Below are 23815 nucleotides of genomic sequence, written 5' to 3'. Positions count from 1 at the left end.
TTGATTATTTAGAAAAACGATGTAATGTAAATGTCATTAAACTTAATAAAACAAAAGCACCAACCTGATGGGCTACTCCAAGCCAAACAGGTACGGCTAATAGAATAGTTAAAACTCCTAGTAAAAACTGAACACCAACCATTATCATTAAACCGTTTACTCCTTTGTTTTGCAGAGGTGTTAAAGTTGTTTTTTTGGCTTTGTAATAAATTGCAAGAACAAAAATAACTACCACATAAGCTAAAGTTCTGTGTACAAACTGCACACCACTTTTGCCCTCAACAAAATTGAGATAAGTTGGCGTGTGTTCTGTGTAAACGGTTTCGTGCATCAGTTTACCTTCGTTCATAAATGGCCAATGGTTATGAATCCAACCAGCATCTAAACCAGCAACAAAAGCACCATAAATAATCTGTAAAACAAGAACTACGAGACCAATTCTTATAAAGTTTCTGAGTTTTTTATCTATACTCTTTTTATTTGGAAACATTAAATCCAATGCGACCCAAAACGTGTAAGCGAAAGTTAAAAACGCTGTGGTAAGATGCGCGGCCAATCTAAAATGACTTACATCTGGTCTGTCAACTAATCCGCTTTTTACCATATACCACCCTAAAAAACCTTGGAAACCACCCATTATTAGTAAGATGATAGATTTTTTGATCGTGGCTTTAGTAAGCTGTTTTCGTATTAAGAAGTATAAAAAAGGAAGTATAAAAACTAAACCAATAAAACGACCAATAACACGATGGATCCATTCCCAAAAATAAATATCCTTAAAATCCTCTAATGTGAAATGGTTATTCAACTTTTGATATTCAGGGTATTGTTTATATAGCTCAAAGGCTTCTTGCCACTCTAGGTCATTCATTGGAGGAATTGTTCCTGAGATAAGTTTGTAGTTAGAAATAGAAAGCCCAGAATGTGTAAGTCTAGTAATGCCTCCTACAATAACCATAATAAAAATTAAAATACAACCTGTAAGTAGCCAATATATAACGGCTTTATTGTCTTTTTTCATTAGCCTTTCTTATGAATTTTATATATCCTTGATAGATAAACCCAGTTTTTTTCCCTTATCTAGCATCAACTGATAAGCGGCTTCGTGTTCATTTGGTATTTCACCTTCAAGAATAGCCTCTTTAATGGCTTCTTTTATAATTCCAATTTCTTTAGAAGGTTTGAGATTGAAAGTTTTCATAATCTCTTCACCAGAAACAGGAGGTTGAAAATTACGTACTTTATCACGTTCTTCTACTTCAACAATTTTATCTCTTACGAGTTTAAAGTTGTTATGGTATTTCTTGAATTTTTTAGGGTTTTTTGTAGTAATATCAGCTTCACATAGTGTCATTAAATCTTCTACATTATCACCAGCATCAAAGACCAAACGACGAACAGCAGAATCTGTAACTTCAGTTGCTAAAACAATTGGTCTAGAACTCATAAGTACCATTTTCTGAACAAACTTCATTTTGTCATTCAATGGCATTTTTAATCTTTTGAAAAGCTTGTAAACCATTTTAGATCCAACGAATTCATGGCCATGAAAAGTCCAGCCTACTTTTTTGCTAAACTTCTTGGTAGGAGCTTTTCCAATATCATGAAGTAAGGCTGCCCAACGCAACCAAAGGTTGTCAGTGGTTTCACAAATATTGTCAACCACTTCAAGCGTATGGTAAAAATTATCTTTGTGACGTTGGCCTTCAACTTCATCAATACCTTTGAGTGCTATAAGTTCTGGAAGAATATAATCTAAAAGCCCTGTTTTTTCTAACAATAAAAAACCGATAGAAGGTTTTTGACTATCTAGAATTTTATTGATTTCGGTAACAATACGCTCTTTGGTGATAATTTTTATACGATCTTTATTATCTGCAATAGCTTTAAGAGACTGCTCTTCAATTTTGAAATTTAATTGCGTTGCAAAACGAATAGCACGCATCATTCTAAGAGGATCGTCACTATAGGTTATATCGGGATCTAAAGGTGTTCTTATAATACCTTTATCTAAATCAGCTATTCCATTAAAAGGATCTAATAGTTCACCAAAATTAGCTTTATTGAGGCTTAATGCTAAAGCGTTAATGGTAAAGTCACGACGATTTTGGTCGTCTTGTAGAGTTCCATTTTCAACAACAGGATTTCTACTATTTTCACGATAACTTTCTTTACGAGCACCTACAAATTCAACTTCAATATCATCATAACGCAACATTGCTGTACCATAGGTTTTAAATATTTGAACCTTAGGATTGGTTTCTATGTTTTTAGAAACTTGTTGCGCCAATTCAATACCACTGCCAACAGCAACCACATCTATATCTTTGGCATCTCCGCGCTCTAATAAATAATCGCGTACAAAGCCACCAATCACATAACAATCTAGCTGCAATTCTTCAGCAGATTGAGAAATGATTTTAAAAATTAGGTGTTTTAGAGCTGTTTTGTGTGTCATACTTTACCCACTAAAATGGTTTTGCAAAGATACAATTTAGGGCATGTATAATCAAAAGGATTTATGACAACTTAATTTTTAGATTATTAAAATTTATTTGATAGAATACTCTTATATAAAGTAAGGGTTTGAGCCACCATTTTTTCCTTTGTATAATTTTCGAGAATATCTTCTCTGGCTTTAACCGCGATTGGACTATAACTTTCTGGCGATTTAAAAATATAACTTATTAAAGTTATATAATCTTTCTTATGATGAGCTATAAGTCCATTCTCACCATGATTAATAATTTCTTTAAAAGCAGGAATATCAGAAGCAATAACAATTTTTTTCAATGACATAGCTTCCTCTATTGCAAGACTAAAATTTTCATTTAAAGAAGGGAAAACACAAATATTAGCTTCTTGAAGTAGGCTTGTTAGTTCTCTTGGGTTTTTTGGCCCGTAGTATGTGGTTTTCTTTAAAGCATTTGATGTGAGTACTTCTTTTGATAGGTGTTCCCAGTAATTTTGCCCTCTGCCAATGAGGTGAAGAGTTGCATCTGGGAAATTTAAAGAAATACTATTAAATACATCACATAAAATATCAACTCCTTTGGCTTTTGAAATTGTTCCAAAATAAAATATAGATTGTTTCTTTGTATCGAATTTCTTCTCATCTGGAGCAAAAAAACTAGAATCAATTCCATTATATATTACATTCTGAATGTTGATGTTGTAAATTTTCTTTACAGCATCTGCTGAGAATTTTGAAACAGCAATAAGGTGTTTTGTTTTTTTTAAAGCTATTTGTTCCATTTCAATTTTAAATTCATCTTTCTCAGCACCCAAATAATAATGCCAAAACCCTCTAGATCCATGAAATCTTAGAACTAAAGGCGTACTGTTATCCCAATATGCTGTATAACCGTTAAAAACAAAGGACTCAATAATATCAATATTGTTTTTTCTACAGTGGGTTTTTAACTTTTTGGCATAATACTTTCTTTCTTTGATGAGAAAATTCAGGTTAGCTTTTTTGTGTCCGAGCTTTGAAGCTGAAGATCTAATAAATTCGTTAAAACGAAATTGTTTAGAGTACTTTTTTATGAATTTAAAATGAATGCCTTTGTCTTTAAATTCTATAGGTTTTTTAGAAAAGCCATAAACAAAGATGTCATGTCCTTGCTTTGATAATGATTCGCTCATTATTTTTAAAAAAGAGCCTACACCACCAGAATTAGGTAATTTAGTATGTGAGTATTCATTAGTGAAAAACAGGATTTTCATACTTAATTTATTTCGTGCTTAGATAACTCATCATACATTTTCTTAGCAATAACTTTTTTGGTAAAGTTATCTAATAAATATTGATATCCTTTTTTGGTAAATTTATCTTGTAGGTTTTCGTTATGCATTAGTAAACTTACTTTTTCTGCAAAATCTTTGGGATTGCCTACCTTGGCTAAAAGACCGGTTTCGCCATCTACAATAACTTCAGAAATACCTCCAGCATCGGCAGCTACAATAGGAACTTTACAAGCATAAGATTCTAAAAGAACTCCTCCTGTAGGTTCATTATTTGAAGTGAATAAGAATAAATCAAATTCTGGTAAAATTTCAGGAACATCTCTTCTAAAACCTGTAAAAATAATGTGTTCTGTTAGGTCTTTTTCTTCTACATAATTCTTTATGTCTTGTTCCATGCTACCTTTGCCAACAAGTATGTATTTAGCTTTGATAGCATTTTCTTTAACTAAAATTTCAACAGTATCTACCCAAGTATAATGATCTTTGAAACCTGTAAATTCGGCAATATTCCCAATTATTTTATAGTCTTTTGGAATATTGAATTCTTCATGTAAAATTCCGGTACCTTCTTGCTTTTTAAATTTATTTACATCAGTAACACTGCCAATTACGGTTAATTTACTATGGTATTTAACTGCAAATTTTAAAGACTCTACAACAGGTTGAGAGACACAAATAATTTTTTTAATGCCTTTGTAATTGTATTTCCACTTTCTGAAAAAATTGGTGTCTACACGTTTTATTAGTGTTCTACAAAGTACTAGAGGTACTTTCATACCGAATAAAAAATGTGCTAAAACTGCTATAGTATGCGCTTTACTGCTATGAATGAAAATTACCGAAGCTTGTTTTTCTTCGGCTAACTTTTTAAATTCTTTTGCGTAAGATAAACTGTATTCAGATTTGTATTCAAACGGAATTACTTGCATTCCTTTTTCTGTTGCAATACGCTCTACTTCAGAACCTGTAGGGCAAACAATCCATTGGTCTTCCACATAGCCTTCTGCTTTAAAAGCTTCATATAAATAAATGATTTTTTGTTCGTGACCACGCCAACCATTAGAGGCTGTAAATTGTATTAACCGCATTTAAATTGTTTTTAGCAAAGCAAAAGTAAGGCTTTCAAGTTACTTTATTTTATAGAGACCTAAGGCTTTTTTAAACTTTTTACTGGCAAGAACATAATTAACGTAGAGCTTATTCTTTAGGCTTAATTTTCGCCATTTTTTATGCGGAATAATCTCGTTAAATATTTTTTCTTCAATAGTTTCAGATACCATGAACTGAGTTTTTATATCGTCCCAATCTACATTGTCATAACCATCAAATTCATTGACTTTATTTTTTTCGTGTATTATAGACATCCAAAGACGTTTGTTTGAAATTTCAACACGTCTCGATTCTTTTTTCCACATATTATGATCGCTAAACCAAACTGTTTTTGGAGCTTCATTTATTTCGATAAGACTTATAAAAGGGTTAAAAATATGCTCTTTTTTACCTAGCATTATTTCAGGTGAAATTTGAAGCGAATAGCCTTTTAAAACATCAATAGCCATAAAATTTTGTGACTTAAATTGCTCTTGAATTGTGCCGATATAATCTTTATGAATACAGTCATCATTATCTATACGAGAGGTGATGATGTATTGACAACCTTTGCTATCTTCTTCAATATACTGTTTGATGGAAGAGTGAAAAGCGTCCATGCCATCAATATAAAAGGATTTAAAATGCGAAAAAGGTTTTAGTAAAGTTTTTATTTCATCCTTAAAATCAGAATCTGTACTTGTGTCAAAAAACAATAGCCATTCAAACTTAGTGTTGCTTTGGCTAGCAACAGAAGGTAGACAGAAATTGCTAAACAAGCCAATGCGATGTGTCATCCATTCACGTGTTAAAAGCGTTTCGTTATTTTTAGTTACCTCCCAATTTTTATTTTTGAGATTAAAACGTGTAATGAGATAGTGTTTAAACATCTTCTTGCTGTTATTTGATAGACAAATTTAAAGAAATAATATTTCTACATCCTTAGTTTGCTAATTTGAAAGGCACGCTATAAATACCTACTTTTGCAAATCATTGTTAGATATGTTTTAACCTATGTCAGTAACCATTAAAATACATAAAGACTCAGCCTTGTCAAAAGATAGCTTAATGAAAGCTATTGAGAATTTTGACCATGAAGGAGAAATGATAGGTAATGGTTACCGTAACGTCATTAAAATTCTAACGATTGATGGACAACGGTATAATATCAAGGAATTTAAGATTCCTAATCTAGTTAATAAAATTGTCTATCGTTTTTTTAGAAAAAGTAAGGCAGAACGATCATTTCTTTATGGCCAGCGTTTACTAGATTCGGGAATTCTAACACCTTCGCCAGAAGCTTACGTAGAATATACCTCACCACTAACTTTCGGGAAAAGTTATTATATAAGTAAACAGCTGGAATACGATTTTACAATTCGAAAACTTATAAGAGAACCAAAGTGTGAGAATTATGAAAGTATTTTGAGAGAGTTTACAAGGTTTACGTTTGAACTTCATGAAAAAGGTATCCATTTTTTAGATCACTCACCAGGTAATACACTTATAAGAAAAACAGCTACAGGTTACGAATTTTACTTAGTAGACCTTAACCGAATGGAATTTAAAAACTTATCTCTTGATGAACGATTAGCAAATTTTGCACGATTATCACCAAAAGATTATATGTTAGATATCATTAGTGATGAATATGCTAAGCTCATCAATAAACCTCATGTAGAAGTACGAGAACGAATGTTTTATTTTTCAGAAAAATTCTCATCTGGATTTAAAAAGAAGGAAGCTTTTAAAAAGAAATATTTTTTTTGGAGAAAGAAGGCAAAATAATCTTTTATATTTTTTAATTGAAAATGCTTCTCTAAAAATTAATTACTTCAAATTTCTCCTTAATAACCATAGCTTTACATATCTTATAAAAACTACATATCCTTGTATGTATCCTATTGTTAATCCGATGACACCATCTCTAAAACCACTTTGTAAAATATAATGTTTAAAAAATCCCCAAAAAGGTTTAATTATGAAATGATAAGGTGTTAATTTGCCTGTACGTTTATCGTAATCTCTAGCTTGCCAATCAGCATATCTGTTCATTTTTTCAATATACTTATCAAAAGTTACATAAGTATTATGGTATAGCTTATTCTGAAGAAATTGAACTTTACCATTAGCTATAATTTCAGAATGTACTCGTTTATCTTCGTAAGAACAATAATCTCTCTTAAATAAACGAATAACCTTATCATTTCTCCATCCACTATATTTTACTTTTTGTCCCATAAAATGATTTTCGCGACCTATCCAATAGGCGACAACATCTTTTTTGGGCTCTTTTAGTAATGAGATAATCTCTTGTTTTAGCTCACTTGTTACACGCTCATCAGCATCTACTAGTAATATCCACTCGTGCTTGGCTTGTGGGATTGCCCAATTTTTTTGTGAAGCAGAATATTCGTAATTTCTTTGTATTACATTAGTCGCTAAATCTAGTGATTTCTCATAAGTGCCATCAGTGCTAAAGCTGTCTACAATTAAAATTTCATCGGCAAAATTGACAGATTTAATAACATCTTCTATATTATGGATTTCATTGCCTGTAGGAATTAATGCAGTCAGTTTTTGCATATTGAGTATGAGTTTTAGAAAACAAAAATCAAAAGTAATTAATTTACATATATTATTTTTCTTATTAAATTCAAATAAGGTGTAATTACTTTTATTTATAAAATGAACACGCTATTTTCATACATTTGTAAAATTAGTAGTCTTGAGTATAATAAATTAGTAAATGGATGGTATTTGAATGGACTATTATGTCAATAAATTAATATTTAGAAATAAACTATGGTATTTCCAAAAATTACCGTAATAATTGCCACATATAATAAAACCGATTGGTTAGAAAAGGTATTGTATGGTTATAGTGTTCAAACCTATAAAGATTTTGATATCATAATTGCTGATGATGGTTCTACAAACGAAACCAAAGAACTCATAGATAAGTTTAAGGAAAATTATCCTGTAGAAATCACACATGCATGGCACGAAGACGAAGGATATAGACGTCAAAAAATATTAAATGAAGCTATTGTTATGGCTAAAAATGAATACATTTTATTCACTGATGGAGATTGTATTCCTCGTGAAGATTTTGTAGAAACTCATGCTAAGAATGCCGAAAAAGGTTTCTTTTTATCTGGTGGTTACTGTAAATTGCCAATGGATATTAGTGAAACAATTGCAGAAGATGATATAAAATCTAAACGATGTTTTGAAGTTAAATGGCTTGAAGAACAAGGTAATCTTAGTGGAAAAAACAAACTAAAACTTTCGGCTAAAAATGGATTGGCAAACTTCTTAAATGTATTAACACCAACAGGAGCTACATTTAATAATTGTAATTCTTCTGCTTGGAAGTCTGATTTAATTGCCATAAACGGTTATGACGAACGTATGCAATATGGTGGGCCAGACAGAGAATTGGGTGAGCGTTTGGTAAACAGTGGTATTAAAACCAAACAAATAAGATACAAAGCTATTTGTCTACATCTAGATCATGCACGTGGTTATAAAACACAAGAATCCTTAGATCGTAACCTAGCTATTAGAGCGAAGGTGAAGAAAGAAAATTTAAAGTGGACCGAATACGGTATTAAGAAAGGTTAATTTCTAGACTCGATTTAAAAAGTGAACTAATTCTTCTTCAAAATAAGAAGGTTTAAATTTTAAATACAGTTCCGAAGCTTCCGATTTTAATTCTTTAGGATGATTGATTTCTGAATACTGCTGGCTCTCATAATCTTTGAGGTGAACGGAAACATGCTTTTCACCATCATCAAACATATTCCAAGCTTCTTTTTTTATCCAAGGCGAAAAAATGGTGAATGTTGAAATACTTAAAGCTTTAGCCATATTTATTGCACCACCTTCATTACCGATCAAAGCATTACAATGCGAGGTAATAGCCATAAAATCTCTGAGACTTTTTCCAAAAACTTCAAAATGAATTTGTGCTTTGGTTTTAGGTGAACATAACTCAAGAATAGCTTTGGCATCAGCTTCTTGTTTTGGAATGTAGTTGAATAATATTTGACTTTCAGGTTGCTCGTCAATTATTGAGTCGATTACCTTAGCCATATATTCAAATGGATAGGTTTTACTAGCTCCGCTACCCAAAACGCCTATCATATAAAGAGGTTTGTTTAAATCTATATTATGGTTTTCTAGAAAACTTTTAGCATCATTTTTCTCTGAATCTGAAAGATAAATTTTCGGTCTTACAATATTTGAAGGATTAATGCCTAATGGTTCTAAGAGTTGTAATCTATTCTCTATAGCCAGACCAGCGTTAGATTTCGGTGTAGCTTTATCTTTAAACGTATCCGTATAAACAAAAGAAGTGTAAGACTTATGCTTAGAAATCCTTGTGTTTGCTCCCGAAATTAGTGAAATAAAATTACTCGAAAACTTAGAGTAAACATCAATTACAGCATTAAATTTTTCTTTACGAAGTTGTTTAGCCAATTTGAAAAGTTTCCTTTTACTTTTTTCATGTTCAGGAGTAAAAAAATGAAACTTATCAATAAAAGGATTGTTTTCTACAACAGGGTATGTGTGCGAATTAATTACATAGTGTAATTCCGAATTTGGATAGATGTTTTTTATAGCTTCAAACAAAATGCTTGTAGCTAAAACATCACCAATCATTTTTTGTTGTATGATTAAAATTTTCATCTTGAAAATTCAAATTACAAATAATAAAAACCAAATTCCAAAAAAGAAGTATTCAAATAAGGAATTTGGTTTTATATATGTTTTTATAGCATTTAGATTAAACCGCTACATCATATTCACGTAAAGCATCATTAAGCGATGTTTTTTTATCTGTACTTTCTTTACGTTTTCCAATAATCAAAGCACAAGGGACTTGGTATTCTCCAGCAGCAAATTTCTTAGTGTAACTTCCAGGAATTACAACCGAACGTGCAGGAACAACTCCTTTTGTTTCAACAGGTTCATCTCCTGTAACATCAATTATTTTTGTACTCATAGTTAGTACTACATTTGCGCCTAATACAGCTTCTTTTTCTACACGTACACCTTCAACAACAATACAACGACTACCAATAAAAGCACCATCTTCTATAATTACAGGTGCAGCTTGTAAAGGCTCTAAAACTCCTCCAATACCAACACCTCCAGAAAGGTGAACATTCTTACCAATCTGTGCACAACTACCAACTGTTGCCCAAGTATCTACCATCGTACCTTCATCAACATAAGCACCAATATTTACGTAACTTGGCATAAGAATAGTACCAGAAGAAATATAAGCTCCATGTCTAGCTACAGCATGCGGAACAACTCTAATTCCTTTTTCGGCATAATTGCGTTTAAGTGGAATTTTATCATGGTATTCAAAAATACCAACTTCCATAGTTTCCATTTGCTGAATAGGGAAATAAAGTACCACAGCTTTTTTTACCCACTCATTAACTTGCCAACCATTTTCTGTTGGTTCGGCAACTCTAAGTGTTCCTGCATCAATAAGCTCTATGACGCTTCTTATAGCATCAATGGTAACTTTATTTTTTAGTTGAGAACGGTCTTCCCAAGCACTTTCTATAATTGTTTTTACTTGTTCCATCTGTTAATTGCATTTAAATGCCAAAGATACCTCTATAATAACTGAAGCTAAAATTCTTTTCAAAAAAAATGTGACCAATTAAAAATAGTAGTGTCTAAACTATAATTAAAAGAAGGATGATTTATCTAAATAAATACGTCCGAGAATTTAATTAATAGCTAATTCCGAAAACTCCTCACCCCATTTTTTGAGGAGTTTTCTTAAAAGAAAATGTGACCTTAGAGATTATAAGGTGTCTTAAAATAGATTAATAACTGATTTTATTAAGTTAGAGGGTAATAAATTCAGAACTTAATTAATAGCTAATTTCAGAAAAACGCTTCTTGTCATTGAGAAGCGTTTTTTTCATTACATAACTTCAACGTATCTTTGTAGCCTATGGGAAGAATTTTAGCCATTGATTACGGTACAAAACGAACAGGAATTGCTGTTACGGACGAAATGCAGATAATTGCTTCAGGACTAACAACAGTAAACACCAATGAACTTTTACCATTTTTAAAAAATTATATTTCAACAGAGAACGTTGAAAAATTTGTTGTAGGTGAACCTAAGCAAATGGATAACACTGTTTCTGAAAGTGAAGTATTTATTCAAAAGTTTTTAGAAAAATTGAATAAGGAAATACCATCGATTCCGGTAGAACGTGTTGATGAACGTTTTACTTCAAAAATGGCATTTCAGACCATGATTGATAGTGGATTGAAGAAAAAACAAAGACAGAATAAAGCATTGGTAGACGAAATTAGTGCCACTTTGATTTTACAGAGTTATTTGGCTTCTCAATCTTAAATAAGAATTGTACTTTTGCACCCGAAAATTAACGAATTATGATTTTACCAATCGTTGCCTATGGCGATGCTGTTTTAAAGAAACAAGCTAAGGATATTGATAAAGATTACCCTAAGCTTAACGAACTTATTGAAAACATGTACGAAACCATGTATGGAGCATTCGGTGTAGGTTTGGCTGCACCACAGGTAGGTTTGCCAATTCGTATGTTTATGGTAGATACGTCTCCATTTGCTGAAGATGAGGATCTTTCTGAAAAAGAAAGAAAGCAGATGAAAGATTTCAAAAAAACCTTTATCAACGCTCAGATTTTAGAGGAAGAAGGTGATGAGTGGGCTTTTAACGAAGGTTGTTTAAGCATACCTGATGTTAGGGAAGATGTTTTTAGAAAGCCAAAAATTAAAATTCAATACCAAGATGAAAATTTTGATACCTATGTTGAAGAGTATGACGGTTTAATCGCTAGAGTTATTCAACATGAGTACGATCATATTGAAGGTATACTGTTTACGGATAAATTATCGTCTTTTAAAAAGCGATTGATTAAAGGTAAACTAACCAATATTTCAAAAGGAAAAATAAGAATTGACTATAAAATGCGTTTTCCTGCCATGAGCAAAAAACGCTAATAAAGAATTTATGAGTTTAGATAAAATTTTATCAATTTCTGGAAAACCAGGATTATACCAAATCGTAACGCAGACCAGAACAGGTGCTGTTGTAGAATCTTTAATAGATAAAAAACGTATCACTGTTGGTGCGCATAGCAACATTAGTATACTTAGCGAAATTGCTATTTACACTTTAACTGAGGAAGTGCCTTTAAGAGAAGTTCTTAAAAGTATTAAAGAGAAAGAAAATGGCGCGCAAACATCTATAAGTCATAAAGACAGTAAAATAAAACTTGAAGAATTTTTCTTTGAAGTTTTACCAGAGTATGACGAAGATAGAGTTTATGCTTCGGATATAAAGAAAGTTATTCAGTGGTATAATATTCTTCAAAAAAATGATCTTTTAGCTTCATTAGAAGCTGAAGAAGAAACTACTAAAACTTCTGACGAAGAAGAATAGCATGCTTGACAAAGCCACCCAACTAAAAGCCTTTGAGCGTTTGTTAATTATCATGGACGAGTTGCGAGAGCAATGTCCTTGGGATAAAAAACAGACTATGGAATCGTTACGTCATCTTACCATTGAAGAAGTTTACGAACTTGGCGATGCTATTTTGGATAATGACCTTGATGAGGTTAAAAAAGAGTTGGGTGATGTTTTATTGCATATTGTATTCTATTCTAAAATTGGAAGCGAAACCAAAGACTTCGATATTGCTGATGTCTGTAATAGCATTTGTGATAAACTTGTAGAGCGCCATCCTCATATTTATGGAGATGTAAAGGTAGAAAATGAAGAAGATGTAAAACGCAATTGGGAACAGCTTAAACTTAAGGAGGGTAAAAAGAGTGTGCTAGAAGGCGTGCCTAAAAGTCTGCCAGCAATGGTAAAAGCTAACCGTATACAAGATAAAGTTGCAGGTGTTGGTTTTGATTGGGAACAGCCAGAACAAGTTTTTGAAAAAGTAGAAGAGGAGCTAGCTGAATTAAAAGCAGAAATAGCAAACGGTAACCAAGATACTATTGAAAGTGAATTTGGTGATGTACTTTTTTCAATGATTAACTACGCACGTTTTTTGAAAGTAAACCCTGAAAACGCTCTAGAGCGTACCAATAAAAAATTCATAAAGCGCTTTCAATATTTAGAAGGAAAAGCTAAGGATTTAGGGAAATCTTTAAAAGATATGTCGCTTGCTGAAATGGATACATTTTGGGAAGAAGCTAAGTCACTTTAATACTATATTTTTGATATTTAGAACTTGTTTCTAAAGTTCAAAATGTTAAAAAAATCATAAAACGAAATCCAAAACATCCAAACAGAATTTACCTACGTAAATAGAGTATATAAAAGTTTAAAGCTTTTGTATTCTTAGTAGGAATCTTAATTATTATTTAAGCGGTTGTAATTAAGGTTAATTTAGTTTAGTTAGGGCATAACCCATCTGTGGATAACAGGTGGGTTTTGATTTTTTAAAGTTTTAGTTGTATTTATTCATTAAACTAAAATCAAATGGAGTCCATAAACAGGACTTTAGCCCACTTTCTTTAAAGCCTGAATTAACCCAACTATTGCAAGTTTTAAAACAAGAATAACTCCCTTTTGCTTTATAAAAATTATCGATAGAAGTATAGCCTTGGTTTTCAAGAATAATCTTCATTCCGTTGTCATCTTTTAAAAATGTGTTATATAAATAGTTGTTCAGTTTATGAAGTTCTATCTCGTTTATTTTTATTTCAATCCAATGAGATCGTTTTGATTTATATTGTGTAACATGCATCAATGTTGAACTTTTTAAGAACATACCTTTGAATGCATTGTTAAACGTTAAATCTCCCCAAGTAGGTGTATTGATATAAAAGTTTTCGTCTCCCAACCAAAAGATAAATAGTTGTCAGATGCGCTATGCTTTATTCCCGAAAGTAATGATTTATCAATGTTATAAGTAGGTATTACAATGTCTAAATGAACTCCGTTAGTACTCAAATAAATGGATTTATTGGAAACCAAATCTGAATTTTCTCTATCTATAGTTATTACAGATAAGATCATTGAAAAGATTAAATATGAAATCGGAATTAGTAAAAAATATAGAAACCATTTAATAACTTTTTAAGTGATTTCATAAGCTTAGCTCTTTTTTCTGATGATAATGTTTTTCAAAAAGCAGTACCCAAGAAGTAAACCAAAACGCACCAAAAGGTGTAAATGCAACTCAGAAATGTACCAGAAATAAAGAAAAATAATCTAAAACTTTTTATTCCTATTTTGCTATCAAGATAATACCAGTCAAATAGTTCTAATAGTGTACCTAAGGAATAAAAAATGTTGGCACCAATTCCCCAAATTAATACACCAATTGTGTCTTCAAAAGTCCATTTATACTGGCTTTCAGCAAGAAAATTAAAGATGGCAAATAACCCAGATAATCCAACTAAAACATTGAAGACCCATCTTTTGGATTCCCACCATTTAATATTAGATTTTAACTCCTCTATATTCATTTTTAATTACCTAAAAAAATAAGGGTAATGTCCAATTTTCAATTGAAAAAACCATCTACTCATCATACATATCCCTAACCTTAGATAATTTTTTCTTCCAGGTATCAAGCTCTTTTTTATGCTTGTCAATGTTTTTATGAACGTCTTTTACCAAAGGATTGTCAGAATCTACATTAGAGAAAAACTGTAAATTGTTTTCAAGTTGGTTAATTTCAGCCTTTATCTCACTAATACGTTTTCTGATGAAGTTTTGTTCGTTATCTAGTAGTCTAGTGTCGTTGTCATCGCTAGAGAAGTTTTCAATTTTACTTTCAAATTTCACCATCTCTAATTTAGACTTGTCCATCTTTAATTTATCGAAGGCGTCATCAATAGCTTTATAAAACTTTCCGTCTATGTAACGTTTATTTTGAGGTACATAACCAATTTCTTTCCATTCAGCAATTTTTGCTTTTAGGGTTTCTACATTGGTTTTGGTATCGTCTGATAGTTTTAACTCCTTAAGTTCATCAAGAAGTTTTACTTTTTTGTCAAAAGCATCGTATAAATGTTGGTTTTCAGCTTTACGCTGTGCATGCATTCTATCAAAATAATGATTACAAGCTTTCTTAAATTGCTTCCAGATTTTATCGCTATCACGTCTTGGTACATGACCAATTTTTTTCCAATCACTCTGAATTTTCTTCATCAATGGAGTGATGGTTTCAAAATCGTCACTTTCCATATTGTCTTCAGCAATTTTTATTAAATCTCTCTTTTTCTGAAGATTTTCGTATTGTTCTTTCTTTAAGTCTTTATAGAATTTATTTTTTCCACGGTTAAAGCTTCGAACGGCATCCTTAAACTTTGCCCAAGTTGCTTCATTGACTTTGATTGGCACTTTTCCTGCGTTGAAAAAAGCTTCTCTTAATGCTTCAACTTCTTTAATTTTCTTTTGCCAAGCACCATGAGAATTAATTTGCTCTTCGCCTACTGCTAGGATATTGGCAATAATCTCCTCTTTTCTTTCTAGATTTTTCTCGTAAGCTTTATCTAAGTCAGCATAGTAAGCTTGTCGCTTATCATGGATAGTTTTTGTAGCATTGCTAAAACGCTCCCAAATTTCTTCTCTATGTTCTTTACCAACAGGCCCAAGTTCTTCTTTCCACATTTTGTGAAGAACTTGAAGTTCTCTAAAGGCACGATTTACATTATCATCAGCAGCTAATTCCTCAGCACGTTCTATGATTTTTAACTTTTGCTCATAGTTGTGCTTAAAGTCCATATCTCTTAAATCATTATTAAGATGTAAGAAATCATAGAAATTTTCTACATGATGGTGGTAAGAGTTCCAAGCATTATTGTATTTGTCTCTAGGAATAGGACCAGCATTTCTCCATTTTTCTTGAAGCTCTTTAAAGGTTTTGTAAGTGGTACCCATGTTTTCTTCAACATTAAGCAAGCCTTTTATTTCTTCTATAATAGCTAATCTGTTTTCTAGATTTTGTTTGAGCGATTGCTCACGGTCTTTATAGTAAGCGCTTATAGATTGTTTGTATTCTTTGTAAAGCGAATTGAAAAGTTTTTTTTCATCATTGGTGTAATAGAAGTCTATTTCATTACCACCATCCTCAATAAATTCTTCTTTTTTCTGCTCTAAAAGTTCACCAAATTTAGCGTTAAACTCAGCTTTTATTTCATTGACATGTTTTGAAATGGTCTGAATTTTATGACGTCTTAGTAGATTATTGAGTTCAGTTACCAGCTGATTCATCGTCATGGCATGGTAATCTTTATCCTCTAATTGGTGACGTTCACTATTAGATTCATCTTCTGCATCCTCAGCATTTGAAGCATCAATCTCATCCACATGATTTTCATTTTTCGGTGTTGCTTCTTGTGCATCAGGAGTTTCAACTTCTTTGGTTTCGTTAGAAGTTGTCTCTGTGTTTTCTTCAACTTTAGATGTTGGTTCTTGTATTGGAGTAGCTTCTGTAGATTCTACTTCTTTTTTTCCATCTGCATCTTGCAGGTTATCGTGCTCAGACATATGTCAATGTATTTATTAGAAGTTAAAGATACTAACAAGCGTTTGAAATACAAAGCATTTTGATAATTTGGCAAATATGTAAGGAATGGCTTACTTATTCCAGATTTCCCAGGATTTTTCAGCCTGAAGCTTTAGCATTTCCAATCCGTTTATTGTAACAGCTCCTTTGAGATCTCCACAGCTTAAAAACTTGGTTTGCTCAGGATTATAAATAAGATCATAAAGAATATGTTTGTCCGAAATACCATCATAAGGAATGTCAGGGCATTCATTTACTTTAGGGAATGTGCCAATTGGAGTGCAGTTAATTATAATGGAATAGGAGGCAATAATTTCTTGTGTAAGGTCTGTATATAAAAATTTGGCGTCTTTTTTTTCGGTTCTAGAAACATAATCAAAATCTATTTTTAGTTTTTTTAAAGCATGAGCTATAGCTTTTGAAGCTCCACCAGTTCCTAGAATTAATGCACTTTTATGATGCTTTTTTAAATGAGGTTTTAGTGAGTTTTTAAAACCATAATAATCGGTGTTATAACCGATGAGTTTTTGAAAGCGTGTAATTTTAATTGTATTAACGGCACCAATTTTTCTGGCACGTTTATTAAGATCGTCTAATAAAGGAATAACATCTTCTTTGTAAGGAATAGTAACGTTAAGGCCTTTTAGATCTGGATTGTTTTTTATGATGTCATCTAGTTCATGTATCGATTTTAAATCAAAGTTAACATAACTATGAGGCAAATTTTCTGACTTGAATTTTTCTGCAAAATAGGCTCTAGAAAAAGAGTAAGAGATATTTCTACCAACTAATCCGTACTTACTTGTTTTTAACTTGTCTAGTCCTTTGCCCATACCATTCTAGTCCTAAAATTATAAAGATTCCAAGGACAATATAAGCAATTGCAATGTATGTTTGGGTATTAAGTTCGGGTAAAAATCGTTGGTAATTTGCAATAACTTGTTCTCCAGTGGAATCCAAAATAAAAGCACCTTCAGAATTTGTTTTGTATATAGTTTCCTTCCAAGGCCATACTACTCCAAGCGAACCGATAATAAAGCCAACAATGGTTGCTAAGGTTATATTTTTGTAGTGATGTAGAATGTAATTTAGAATATGTGAGAAGGTCACCAAGCCAGTAACGGAACCTAATGTAAATACACCAAGTACTTTTAGCATTCGCATTCTGGCTTGGTCTTGCCAAAAGCTAAAATCTCCACTAATAATATCGAATAAGGTATCATAAAGTGCATTTACAGAATCTACCAAAAGTAAGACGTAGTTGCCCAATAAAATAAGAATGAAAGATCCTGAAAAACCAGGAAGCGTCATGCCAGAAACACTTATAATGCCGCAGAAAAAAACAAAGAAGAGGTTGTCATTTTCGGTTGCAGGATCCAAAAAGCTAATGCTTATACCAACAGCTGCTCCTAAAATTAAGGCTGTTATTGTTTTTTGGTTCCATTGTTTAAAATCTTTATTGATGTAGTAGATAGATCCTAAGATCATACCAAAGAAAGTACTCCAAACATAGAGTTGATAGTTAACAATGAGATAGTCTAGTACTTTTGAAATACTAAAATAACTCACTATCATGCCTAGAAATAAAAGGCTTAGGAATTTACCATTAATATAGCGGTAGAAACTTTTAAACCTGCCATTGAAAAACAGTTTAAAAGCCTTGTTGTTTACGCGTTGTAAAGAATAAATAAACTCTTCGTAAAAACCAGCAACAAAAGCTACAACACCACCAGAAACACCAGGAACTTTGTTAGCAGCTCCCATAGCCAGACCTTTAATGACCAAGAAAATACGATCTTTAAGGGTTCTGGTACTTTGCATTAGGCTTTAGTTTTGTTTTTTCCTAAGCTTTCTAAAATCAGAATTGCAGCAAAACCGATGACAATAAAAATAATAGCCATTATAAGTTGGTTGTCTCCATCATATGAAGATGGAAGTATGCTTTTATCGAGAAGTGTGACTTCTTCTCCTTCAGAATTTATGCGGGTTTTAAGCACTTCTTTCCATGGCCATATTTTATTTAATGAGCCAATCATAAAACCAGTTAGAATAGCTAAAGTCAAGTTTTTTTGATGTTTGAACATCCAGTTCAAAGCTTTTGAGAATACTTTAATCCCAACAACAGCACCAATAGCTAATAGAAAGAACTTTAAAAGAGCATTCTTAAAAAGTTCCATATTACCTTGAAGTAAGCCATCCCTTAAATCGTTAACAGTATCAATAGCTGTTTGATAAGCTCCAAGTATCAATAAAATAAAAGCTCCAGAAACACCAGGTAGTATCATTGCTATAATGGCTATAAATCCACAAAACAATAAATAAAAAGGGCTTTCTGGTGAGGCAAAAGGTTCTGCTAAAGTGATGTAATATGAAAGTATAGATGTGGCAACAATGGCTAAAATTATTTTTATAGACCAGCCTTCAATTTGCTTTGCGATGTATAAAATACTAGCTAAAACCAATCCGAAGAAAAATGACCAAAGTAAGATAGGTTCGTTATGAAGAAGCCATTTAATTAACTTTGCTAAGGATAAAATACTAATAGCAATACCTGAAAACAGCGCGAGTAAAAAATTACCGTTTATAGATTTCCAAGCAGATTTAAAACCTTCTGTTTTCCAAACTTTAAAAACCTCTAGGCTAATTTTATCAATACTCTCAATAAGTTCTTCGTAAATACCAGAAATAAAAGCAATAGTTCCACCAGAAACACCAGGTACAACATCGGCTGCGCCCATGGCAATACCTTTAAGGCTTATGATTAAATAGTCAAAAAATCGTCTTTGCATTCGTTCTAAAAAATGAACTGCTAAGGTATGGATTTTTTAGTTGGAAGTTCTTTTGGATTCAGAAATAATAGCCTTAACCATAGGCTTGTTATTTAGGTTCGGGAACAACTCAGAAATTATAAAACTGTAATCAATATTCAGTTTTGTAGCATTTTTAAGATGAAAACGGCCTTCCTCTTGTTGGTGAGTTGTAAAATATAGACCTGCCAAACGGTATTCTATTTCAGCATTTTCAGGATAAAACTCAGCTGCTTGAATTAAATTAAAAATAGCTCCTTGGTATTCTCCTAAACTAGTTAAGATATCAGATCTGTTAATCCAAGTTTCTAATTCATAGTTACCCAATTCCAAAGAACGTTTATAACCACGTTCGGCTTCTTCTAGAAAATTTAATCGCTTATTGATTGTTGCATAGAGTTTCCAGTATAACACATTTTCACCATCAATATTTACAGCTTTATTGATATAATAAAGTGCTTTTTGGTAGTTTAAGCGCTTCATGTAAAACTTAGTTATCGCAATCCACCCTTTGTCTAAAAGAGGATCTTCATCAACTGTTTTTCTAAAGAACTGAATAGCCAACTCTTCAAGTCCAAGCTTATCATAACAATGACCGATACGTAAAAGCGCAAAAGAGGTTGGATCTTCTAAAGCAAGCGTAATTTTATAGTTTTCTATAGCATCTTCATAGTGCTTCAGCTTTTCTAAAACTTTACCTTTTTCAATATATGCTCCTACAAAAGTATCGTCTGATATAATAGCAAATTCAAAAGCAGCATTGGCTTTAGCGTATTCTTTTAAAGTAAAATATTGACGGCCTAATTGATGCCAAGCGACTTCGCAATAAGGGTTAGAATCTAAAAACTCATTGAGATAGCTGATAGCTTCATCATTTTTGTTTAAGAAATCATAACAATACACAATATTATGAAGTGCAGAATAGTCTGAAGTATCAGTTTCTAAACATTTTTTAAAGTAGATGAGTGCATTTTCAAATTCATCTAAAAACAAATATTCCATTCCGACCAAAGCATACAAATCGGCATCGTCTTCTGGAGTACCAGACATACCAATAGCAATAAGTAGTGTTTGTATAGCTTCTTGGTGATGATCTTGTTTAGATAAAACATTAGCTTTCTGAATGAAGATTTCTTCATTGTTAGGTTCTAATGTGTGAAGCATTTCTAAAATTTCATTGGCTTGTGCAAATTTATTCTCAATCACCAAAATCTCTACTTTGAATAGTCTTAGGTTAATGGAAGTAGGATGTTGTTCTAAACCTAATTTGATAGCTCTTTTAGCTAAAGCCATTTTTCCATTTTCAAGATAGTGATGGATGATGTTTTCAAATTCGTCAGAATCGAAGAACAAAATATCGTTTGTTTTTAACATCGATTCAAACCTTGTGAGAGATAAATTTTCGTCGTCGTGACTATATTGCATAAGCGGATTAATGATTCACATGAATAAATTTACTGTTATCAATTGTTCATTGTAGATTTTTGCTTGAATGTTTTTAACAAATTAATTAACATTGAAATAAAACTTCAATTGAAATTAATTTTAAGCTGATATTCAGTGATTTGAAATGTGTTTAGGTGAATTAAATAGAATCTAAAATAGAAGTGATTATCTTACAACCTTTAATAAGTTCTTCATTAGAAATTGTTAAAGGAGGGGTAATTCTGATAGCTTTTGGTTCAAAAAGTAGCCAAAAAAGAATTAAACCTTCTTCTTGACTTTTTAATATAGCTTGGTTTGTTATGTCAGCATGTTCAGTTATTGCAGCCAACATTAATCCTTTGCCTCGTATGTCTTTAATGTGTTTATGCTGAAGATGTTGTCTTACCAATTTTTCTTTTTCTAAAGCTTCAGTCATTAGGTTAGAGGATGTTATTTCCTTTAATGTCGCTAAAGCAGCAGCAGCTATAACAGGATTTCCACCAAATGTTGTAATGTGTCCCATTTTAGGATTGTCACTTAATGTGTACATCATCTCTTTTGAAGCTGTAAATGCTCCGATAGGCAAACCACCTCCAAGACCTTTTCCTGTGACAACAATATCTGGTTGGCAGTTATAATTTTCAAAACCAAAGAGTTTACCAGTTCTTCCTATACCAGGTTGAATTTCATCCAAGATAAAAACAGCACCAACTTCATTACAGCGCTTTTGGACTTTTTGCAAGTAATCATTTGTGGGTTGAATAAAGCCTGCGCCTCCTTGAATAGTTTCTAATATCACAGCAGCTGTATTTTCCGTAATTTGAGAAAGATCAGCTTCATCATTAAATTGAATATGTTTTACATCAGGGATTAATGGGAGGAAAGGTTTTTTGCGTTCTTCATAATCCATTAAACTCAGTGATCCCATTGTATTGCCATGATAGCAATTTTTAGCGGCAATAATTTCGGTTCTTCCTGTATAGCGTCGTGCTAATTTTAAACTACCTTCAATAGCTTCAGTTCCGGAATTGACTAAATATGTGGTGTCTAAAGGTTTAGGTAAATGTTCTGCAATAAACTTTGAAAGCTCAACAGCTGGTTCTTGAGCATATTCGCCATAAACCATAACATGTAGATACTTGTCTAGTTGAGATTTAACGGCTTCAATAACTTTAGGATGACAGTGTCCCAAACTGCACGCAGAAACACCTGCAACAAAATCAAGATAACCTTTACCGTTTTTATCATAGATATAGCTTCCTTTGGAATGGCTGACTTCCATAGCTAAAGGATGAGGAGAAGTCTGTGCTTGGTATTTAAAAAAGTCACTTAACATTTTTACGCTACTCTTCTTTTTTTACGGAGCTACTATCTACTTTTAAAGTCTTTGTTTGAAAAGCTTTTTGAGGCTTTTTTACGCTAGGTTGTAACGGTTTAGTTTTTTCCTTTTCTGGTAAATTCCTAGCCGCTTTGTTAGGTTTGTTTGGTGTTTCTTTTCCAGCCTCTTCAATACGTTCGGTAACGGCATCGTCAATAAATTCTTCAGGAGGAACATAGTCTTCCAAACCTTGAATTTTTGGAAGATCTAAAGGAGGATCGTCTTTAAATAAATCTTCAATAGACAGTAGTCGTTCGTCTCCACGCCAGTTAAAACCTCTAAGTCGTCTTCCGCTTTTTGGAAAATCTTCTTCAGGATAAATATAGCCATCAATTTGATTTATAAAACGAACTTCTTCGATGGCACTTTCAACAATTTGAATATTAATACTTCCTGATTTTGATTTTTGGATTCCTATAAGCTCATTTTTATCATTTCTTAAATAACGAATCGTTTCCGCATTTTTGATAATATCAACATTGTAGAGTTCATTATCTCTAAACAAACCAATCAGTCGTTGTCCTTTGATTTGATCATAACCATCTTCGCTCAAGGTATCTTTACTCACTAAAAACGCATTGTTAAATACCTTTAAGGAGTCTAGTTTTTCGGTTTCTGTATTTGAGAGTAGATGAATGGTATCACCTGTCATTTGATTGCCTAAATTCCAAAGCACTGGTTTTCTTGCTAGAGCAAAAGCATCGGAAGAACTAAAACGTGCGAGATTCAGCATTTGTGTTAGTCCAGATTTATGATCAACATGAATGGAATCGGCTTTTCCGGCTAAATCACTTTTGTATATTCTAGCATTATAATAGCCACGTGTAATACGGTTTTCAGCTTTTCCAGTAACCATTAAAGTGTCCGCATGCATGTAAACAGAATCATTTTCTTGTACTGTAATCGCTAAAGCACGCTTGGTTATAAAAACAGAATCTCTTTCACGCCAAACTTCGGCATAATGCCCACGGACAATACTATTGTTAATAGTATCTGTAACCGTTATGTTATTTGTTGCCGAAGCAAAACTTTTGTTTCTATCAAAATATAGGCTATCACCTTCAACAGTTCTATTATCGTAGTCTATTTTGGCATTTCTTTGAAAATGACCTGTATCATTATTAGTATCGTAAAAACCACGTTCACAGTAGACTTTACTAGTTTCGCCCACAATTGTTGAAGGTCCAAAAAGGTAAGCGTGTCCGTTTTCTGTAAAAAAGTCTAAACGGTCCGTGTTTAAAGTATATTCAGGATTTACAAGAACTACATCTTGAGTAAACTGATACTTTTGGGCATTCATGTAGTAGCGACCAATCTGACTCGTTATTGTGCCAGATGAGTCTCTAACTACTTTACCTTTAGTGTCGTAGTACGCAAGTTGACGATTTCTATCGTAATAGAGTTTGTCAGTCGTTAAAACCGATTGAGGTTCCGTTAAAACAACATCACCTCTTGCGAAGGCGAGTTGCGTTTTTCCACTATATTCTACATATTTGGCGACCATATTAATAGAGTCGCCTTGTTTCATACTTACATTACTAAAAGCTTCTAGGTAATCCTGATCTTCGTAATAAATTGCTTTATCACAAAATACATCGGCTCCTTTGTGAACAAAGTGAACTTGTTGAGATTTATCTCTAAGAAAAACCTTAGCGCCATCTTCTATTTCCGGATCAGAATAAAACGTTCCAGCATACTCAACTGTAATACGTTGTTTTTCTTGAGCAGAAACAGAAAAAGCTATGATGAAACCAAGTAGAAAAAGAAGATTCTTAAAACTATTCAAAGCAATATGTTTTTTGTAAAGT

The 23815-nt window shown here is 32.3% G+C and carries 23 protein-coding genes; 6 read left to right on the top strand and 17 right to left on the bottom strand.

All coding sequences use genetic code 11. The features are described 5' to 3' along the window. Positions 1-4: 4 nt before the first annotated feature. The 5 genes from AC2H4K_RS02845 to AC2H4K_RS02825 all read right to left on the bottom strand — a co-directional run bounded on the left by AC2H4K_RS02845 (position 5) and on the right by AC2H4K_RS02825 (position 5726). Positions 5-1021, bottom strand: a complete 1017-nt coding sequence (locus tag AC2H4K_RS02845; protein WP_281138192.1) for a COX15/CtaA family protein — start codon at positions 1019-1021, stop codon at positions 5-7. Positions 1022-1039: 18 nt separating this feature from the next. Further along, on the bottom strand, positions 1040-2458 hold the full coding sequence (locus AC2H4K_RS02840; RefSeq protein WP_281138190.1) for a CCA tRNA nucleotidyltransferase: 1419 nt from the start codon (positions 2456-2458) through the stop codon (positions 1040-1042). 86 nt (positions 2459-2544) lie between these two features. Beyond that, the gene (locus AC2H4K_RS02835; protein WP_281138189.1) at positions 2545-3726 is read right to left on the bottom strand and encodes a glycosyltransferase family 4 protein; all 1182 of its coding nucleotides are present in this window, start codon (positions 3724-3726) and stop codon (positions 2545-2547) included. A 2-nt stretch (positions 3727-3728) separates the two neighbouring features. After that, positions 3729-4835 (bottom strand): glycosyltransferase family 4 protein, encoded by a 1107-nt coding sequence (locus AC2H4K_RS02830; protein ID WP_493742801.1) that lies wholly within the window; start codon positions 4833-4835, stop codon positions 3729-3731. 39 nt (positions 4836-4874) lie between these two features. Beyond that, positions 4875-5726 (bottom strand): glycosyltransferase, encoded by an 852-nt coding sequence (locus AC2H4K_RS02825; protein ID WP_493742800.1) that lies wholly within the window; start codon positions 5724-5726, stop codon positions 4875-4877. Positions 5727-5850: 124 nt separating this feature from the next. Between AC2H4K_RS02825 and AC2H4K_RS02820 the strand changes: the two genes are divergently transcribed. Further along, positions 5851-6624: a Kdo domain containing protein gene (locus AC2H4K_RS02820; RefSeq protein ID WP_281138186.1), complete on the top strand. Its 774-nt coding sequence runs from the start codon at positions 5851-5853 to the stop codon at positions 6622-6624. 42 nt (positions 6625-6666) lie between these two features. Here the strand turns inward: AC2H4K_RS02820 and AC2H4K_RS02815 are convergent, their stop codons facing one another. Beyond that, complete coding sequence (locus AC2H4K_RS02815) at positions 6667-7422, bottom strand: glycosyltransferase family 2 protein (protein ID WP_281138185.1); 756 nt, start codon at positions 7420-7422, stop codon at positions 6667-6669. A gap of 219 nt (positions 7423-7641) precedes the next feature. Between AC2H4K_RS02815 and AC2H4K_RS02810 the strand changes: the two genes are divergently transcribed. Beyond that, positions 7642-8463 (top strand): glycosyltransferase family 2 protein, encoded by an 822-nt coding sequence (locus AC2H4K_RS02810; protein WP_281138184.1) that lies wholly within the window; start codon positions 7642-7644, stop codon positions 8461-8463. A 3-nt stretch (positions 8464-8466) separates the two neighbouring features. On the opposite strand, the gene AC2H4K_RS02805 is transcribed toward AC2H4K_RS02810, so the two are convergent. Both AC2H4K_RS02805 and AC2H4K_RS02800 read right to left on the bottom strand, forming a co-directional pair. Next, positions 8467-9531: a glycosyltransferase family 9 protein gene (locus AC2H4K_RS02805; RefSeq protein WP_281138183.1), complete on the bottom strand. Its 1065-nt coding sequence runs from the start codon at positions 9529-9531 to the stop codon at positions 8467-8469. Between the two features lie 97 nt (positions 9532-9628). Next, a complete protein-coding gene (locus AC2H4K_RS02800; RefSeq protein ID WP_281138182.1) occupies positions 9629-10444 on the bottom strand; it encodes a 2,3,4,5-tetrahydropyridine-2,6-dicarboxylate N-succinyltransferase in 816 nt (271 codons plus the stop codon). A 378-nt stretch (positions 10445-10822) separates the two neighbouring features. On the opposite strand from AC2H4K_RS02800, the gene ruvX reads away from it, so the two are divergent. From ruvX to mazG, 4 genes are read left to right on the top strand one after another with little or no spacing between them, the layout of a single operon-like run. Further along, positions 10823-11236 carry a Holliday junction resolvase RuvX gene (ruvX, locus tag AC2H4K_RS02795; protein ID WP_281138179.1) on the top strand — a complete coding sequence of 138 codons (414 nt, stop codon included), beginning with the start codon at positions 10823-10825 and terminating at the stop codon, positions 11234-11236. Between the two features lie 38 nt (positions 11237-11274). After that, on the top strand, positions 11275-11865 hold the full coding sequence (gene def, locus AC2H4K_RS02790) for a peptide deformylase (RefSeq protein WP_281138177.1): 591 nt from the start codon (positions 11275-11277) through the stop codon (positions 11863-11865). A gap of 10 nt (positions 11866-11875) precedes the next feature. Continuing rightward, positions 11876-12307 carry a DUF5606 family protein gene (locus AC2H4K_RS02785; RefSeq protein ID WP_281138176.1) on the top strand — a complete coding sequence of 144 codons (432 nt, stop codon included), beginning with the start codon at positions 11876-11878 and terminating at the stop codon, positions 12305-12307. Position 12308: 1 nt separating this feature from the next. Continuing rightward, complete coding sequence (gene mazG / locus AC2H4K_RS02780; RefSeq protein WP_281138174.1) at positions 12309-13082, top strand: nucleoside triphosphate pyrophosphohydrolase; 774 nt, start codon at positions 12309-12311, stop codon at positions 13080-13082. Positions 13083-13325: 243 nt separating this feature from the next. On the opposite strand, the gene AC2H4K_RS02775 is transcribed toward mazG, so the two are convergent. From AC2H4K_RS02775 to AC2H4K_RS02735, 9 genes are all read right to left on the bottom strand, one after another. Beyond that, complete coding sequence (locus AC2H4K_RS02775; RefSeq protein ID WP_281138173.1) at positions 13326-13721, bottom strand: DUF2459 domain-containing protein; 396 nt, start codon at positions 13719-13721, stop codon at positions 13326-13328. Positions 13722-14004: 283 nt separating this feature from the next. Then, the gene (locus tag AC2H4K_RS02770; protein WP_281138172.1) at positions 14005-14349 is read right to left on the bottom strand and encodes a hypothetical protein; all 345 of its coding nucleotides are present in this window, start codon (positions 14347-14349) and stop codon (positions 14005-14007) included. A gap of 55 nt (positions 14350-14404) precedes the next feature. Beyond that, a complete protein-coding gene (locus tag AC2H4K_RS02765; RefSeq protein ID WP_281138171.1) occupies positions 14405-16378 on the bottom strand; it encodes a DUF349 domain-containing protein in 1974 nt (657 codons plus the stop codon). Positions 16379-16468: 90 nt separating this feature from the next. Beyond that, a complete protein-coding gene (locus AC2H4K_RS02760) occupies positions 16469-17230 on the bottom strand; it encodes a shikimate dehydrogenase family protein (protein ID WP_281138170.1) in 762 nt (253 codons plus the stop codon). Beyond that, entirely contained in the window at positions 17196-18218 is a 1023-nt protein-coding gene (locus AC2H4K_RS02755; RefSeq protein WP_281138169.1) for a DUF368 domain-containing protein, read from the bottom strand. The genes AC2H4K_RS02760 and AC2H4K_RS02755 overlap by 35 nt, the downstream gene beginning before the upstream one ends. Continuing rightward, positions 18218-19186 carry a DUF368 domain-containing protein gene (locus tag AC2H4K_RS02750; RefSeq protein WP_281138168.1) on the bottom strand — a complete coding sequence of 323 codons (969 nt, stop codon included), beginning with the start codon at positions 19184-19186 and terminating at the stop codon, positions 18218-18220. The genes AC2H4K_RS02755 and AC2H4K_RS02750 overlap by 1 nt, the downstream gene beginning before the upstream one ends. Positions 19187-19222: 36 nt before the next feature. Beyond that, positions 19223-20629 carry a tetratricopeptide repeat protein gene (locus AC2H4K_RS02745; protein WP_281138167.1) on the bottom strand — a complete coding sequence of 469 codons (1407 nt, stop codon included), beginning with the start codon at positions 20627-20629 and terminating at the stop codon, positions 19223-19225. Between the two features lie 160 nt (positions 20630-20789). Then, complete coding sequence (locus AC2H4K_RS02740; protein ID WP_281138166.1) at positions 20790-21965, bottom strand: aspartate aminotransferase family protein; 1176 nt, start codon at positions 21963-21965, stop codon at positions 20790-20792. Between the two features lie 7 nt (positions 21966-21972). After that, on the bottom strand, positions 21973-23793 hold the full coding sequence (locus AC2H4K_RS02735; RefSeq protein WP_281138165.1) for an OstA-like protein: 1821 nt from the start codon (positions 23791-23793) through the stop codon (positions 21973-21975). Positions 23794-23815 lie beyond the last annotated feature (22 nt).

The sequence above is a fragment of the Winogradskyella sp. 266wxhm genome (assembly GCF_058964685.1).
Note: the sequence above shows the minus strand (reverse complement) of the source record. Positions and strands in the feature narration are given on the sequence as shown.

Coding starts and splice junctions, on each gene's coding strand:
- AC2H4K_RS02760 (WP_281138170.1), bottom strand. CDS start 17,230: ATGGGCAAAGGACTAGACAAGTTAAAAACAAGTAAGTACGGATTAGTT.
- AC2H4K_RS02815 (WP_281138185.1), bottom strand. CDS start 7,422: ATGCAAAAACTGACTGCATTAATTCCTACAGGCAATGAAATCCATAAT.
- AC2H4K_RS02740 (WP_281138166.1), bottom strand. CDS start 21,965: ATGTTAAGTGACTTTTTTAAATACCAAGCACAGACTTCTCCTCATCCT.
- AC2H4K_RS02800 (WP_281138182.1), bottom strand. CDS start 10,444: ATGGAACAAGTAAAAACAATTATAGAAAGTGCTTGGGAAGACCGTTCT.
- AC2H4K_RS02805 (WP_281138183.1), bottom strand. CDS start 9,531: ATGAAAATTTTAATCATACAACAAAAAATGATTGGTGATGTTTTAGCT.
- ruvX (WP_281138179.1), top strand. CDS start 10,823: ATGGGAAGAATTTTAGCCATTGATTACGGTACAAAACGAACAGGAATT.
- AC2H4K_RS02765 (WP_281138171.1), bottom strand. CDS start 16,378: ATGTCTGAGCACGATAACCTGCAAGATGCAGATGGAAAAAAAGAAGTA.
- AC2H4K_RS02755 (WP_281138169.1), bottom strand. CDS start 18,218: ATGCAAAGTACCAGAACCCTTAAAGATCGTATTTTCTTGGTCATTAAA.
- AC2H4K_RS02770 (WP_281138172.1), bottom strand. CDS start 14,349: ATGAATATAGAGGAGTTAAAATCTAATATTAAATGGTGGGAATCCAAA.
- AC2H4K_RS02785 (WP_281138176.1), top strand. CDS start 11,876: ATGAGTTTAGATAAAATTTTATCAATTTCTGGAAAACCAGGATTATAC.
- AC2H4K_RS02810 (WP_281138184.1), top strand. CDS start 7,642: ATGGTATTTCCAAAAATTACCGTAATAATTGCCACATATAATAAAACC.
- AC2H4K_RS02820 (WP_281138186.1), top strand. CDS start 5,851: ATGTCAGTAACCATTAAAATACATAAAGACTCAGCCTTGTCAAAAGAT.
- AC2H4K_RS02745 (WP_281138167.1), bottom strand. CDS start 20,629: ATGCAATATAGTCACGACGACGAAAATTTATCTCTCACAAGGTTTGAA.
- AC2H4K_RS02835 (WP_281138189.1), bottom strand. CDS start 3,726: ATGAAAATCCTGTTTTTCACTAATGAATACTCACATACTAAATTACCT.
- AC2H4K_RS02840 (WP_281138190.1), bottom strand. CDS start 2,458: ATGACACACAAAACAGCTCTAAAACACCTAATTTTTAAAATCATTTCT.
- AC2H4K_RS02830 (WP_493742801.1), bottom strand. CDS start 4,835: ATGCGGTTAATACAATTTACAGCCTCTAATGGTTGGCGTGGTCACGAA.
- mazG (WP_281138174.1), top strand. CDS start 12,309: ATGCTTGACAAAGCCACCCAACTAAAAGCCTTTGAGCGTTTGTTAATT.
- AC2H4K_RS02825 (WP_493742800.1), bottom strand. CDS start 5,726: ATGTTTAAACACTATCTCATTACACGTTTTAATCTCAAAAATAAAAAT.
- AC2H4K_RS02845 (WP_281138192.1), bottom strand. CDS start 1,021: ATGAAAAAAGACAATAAAGCCGTTATATATTGGCTACTTACAGGTTGT.
- AC2H4K_RS02750 (WP_281138168.1), bottom strand. CDS start 19,186: ATGCAAAGACGATTTTTTGACTATTTAATCATAAGCCTTAAAGGTATT.
- def (WP_281138177.1), top strand. CDS start 11,275: ATGATTTTACCAATCGTTGCCTATGGCGATGCTGTTTTAAAGAAACAA.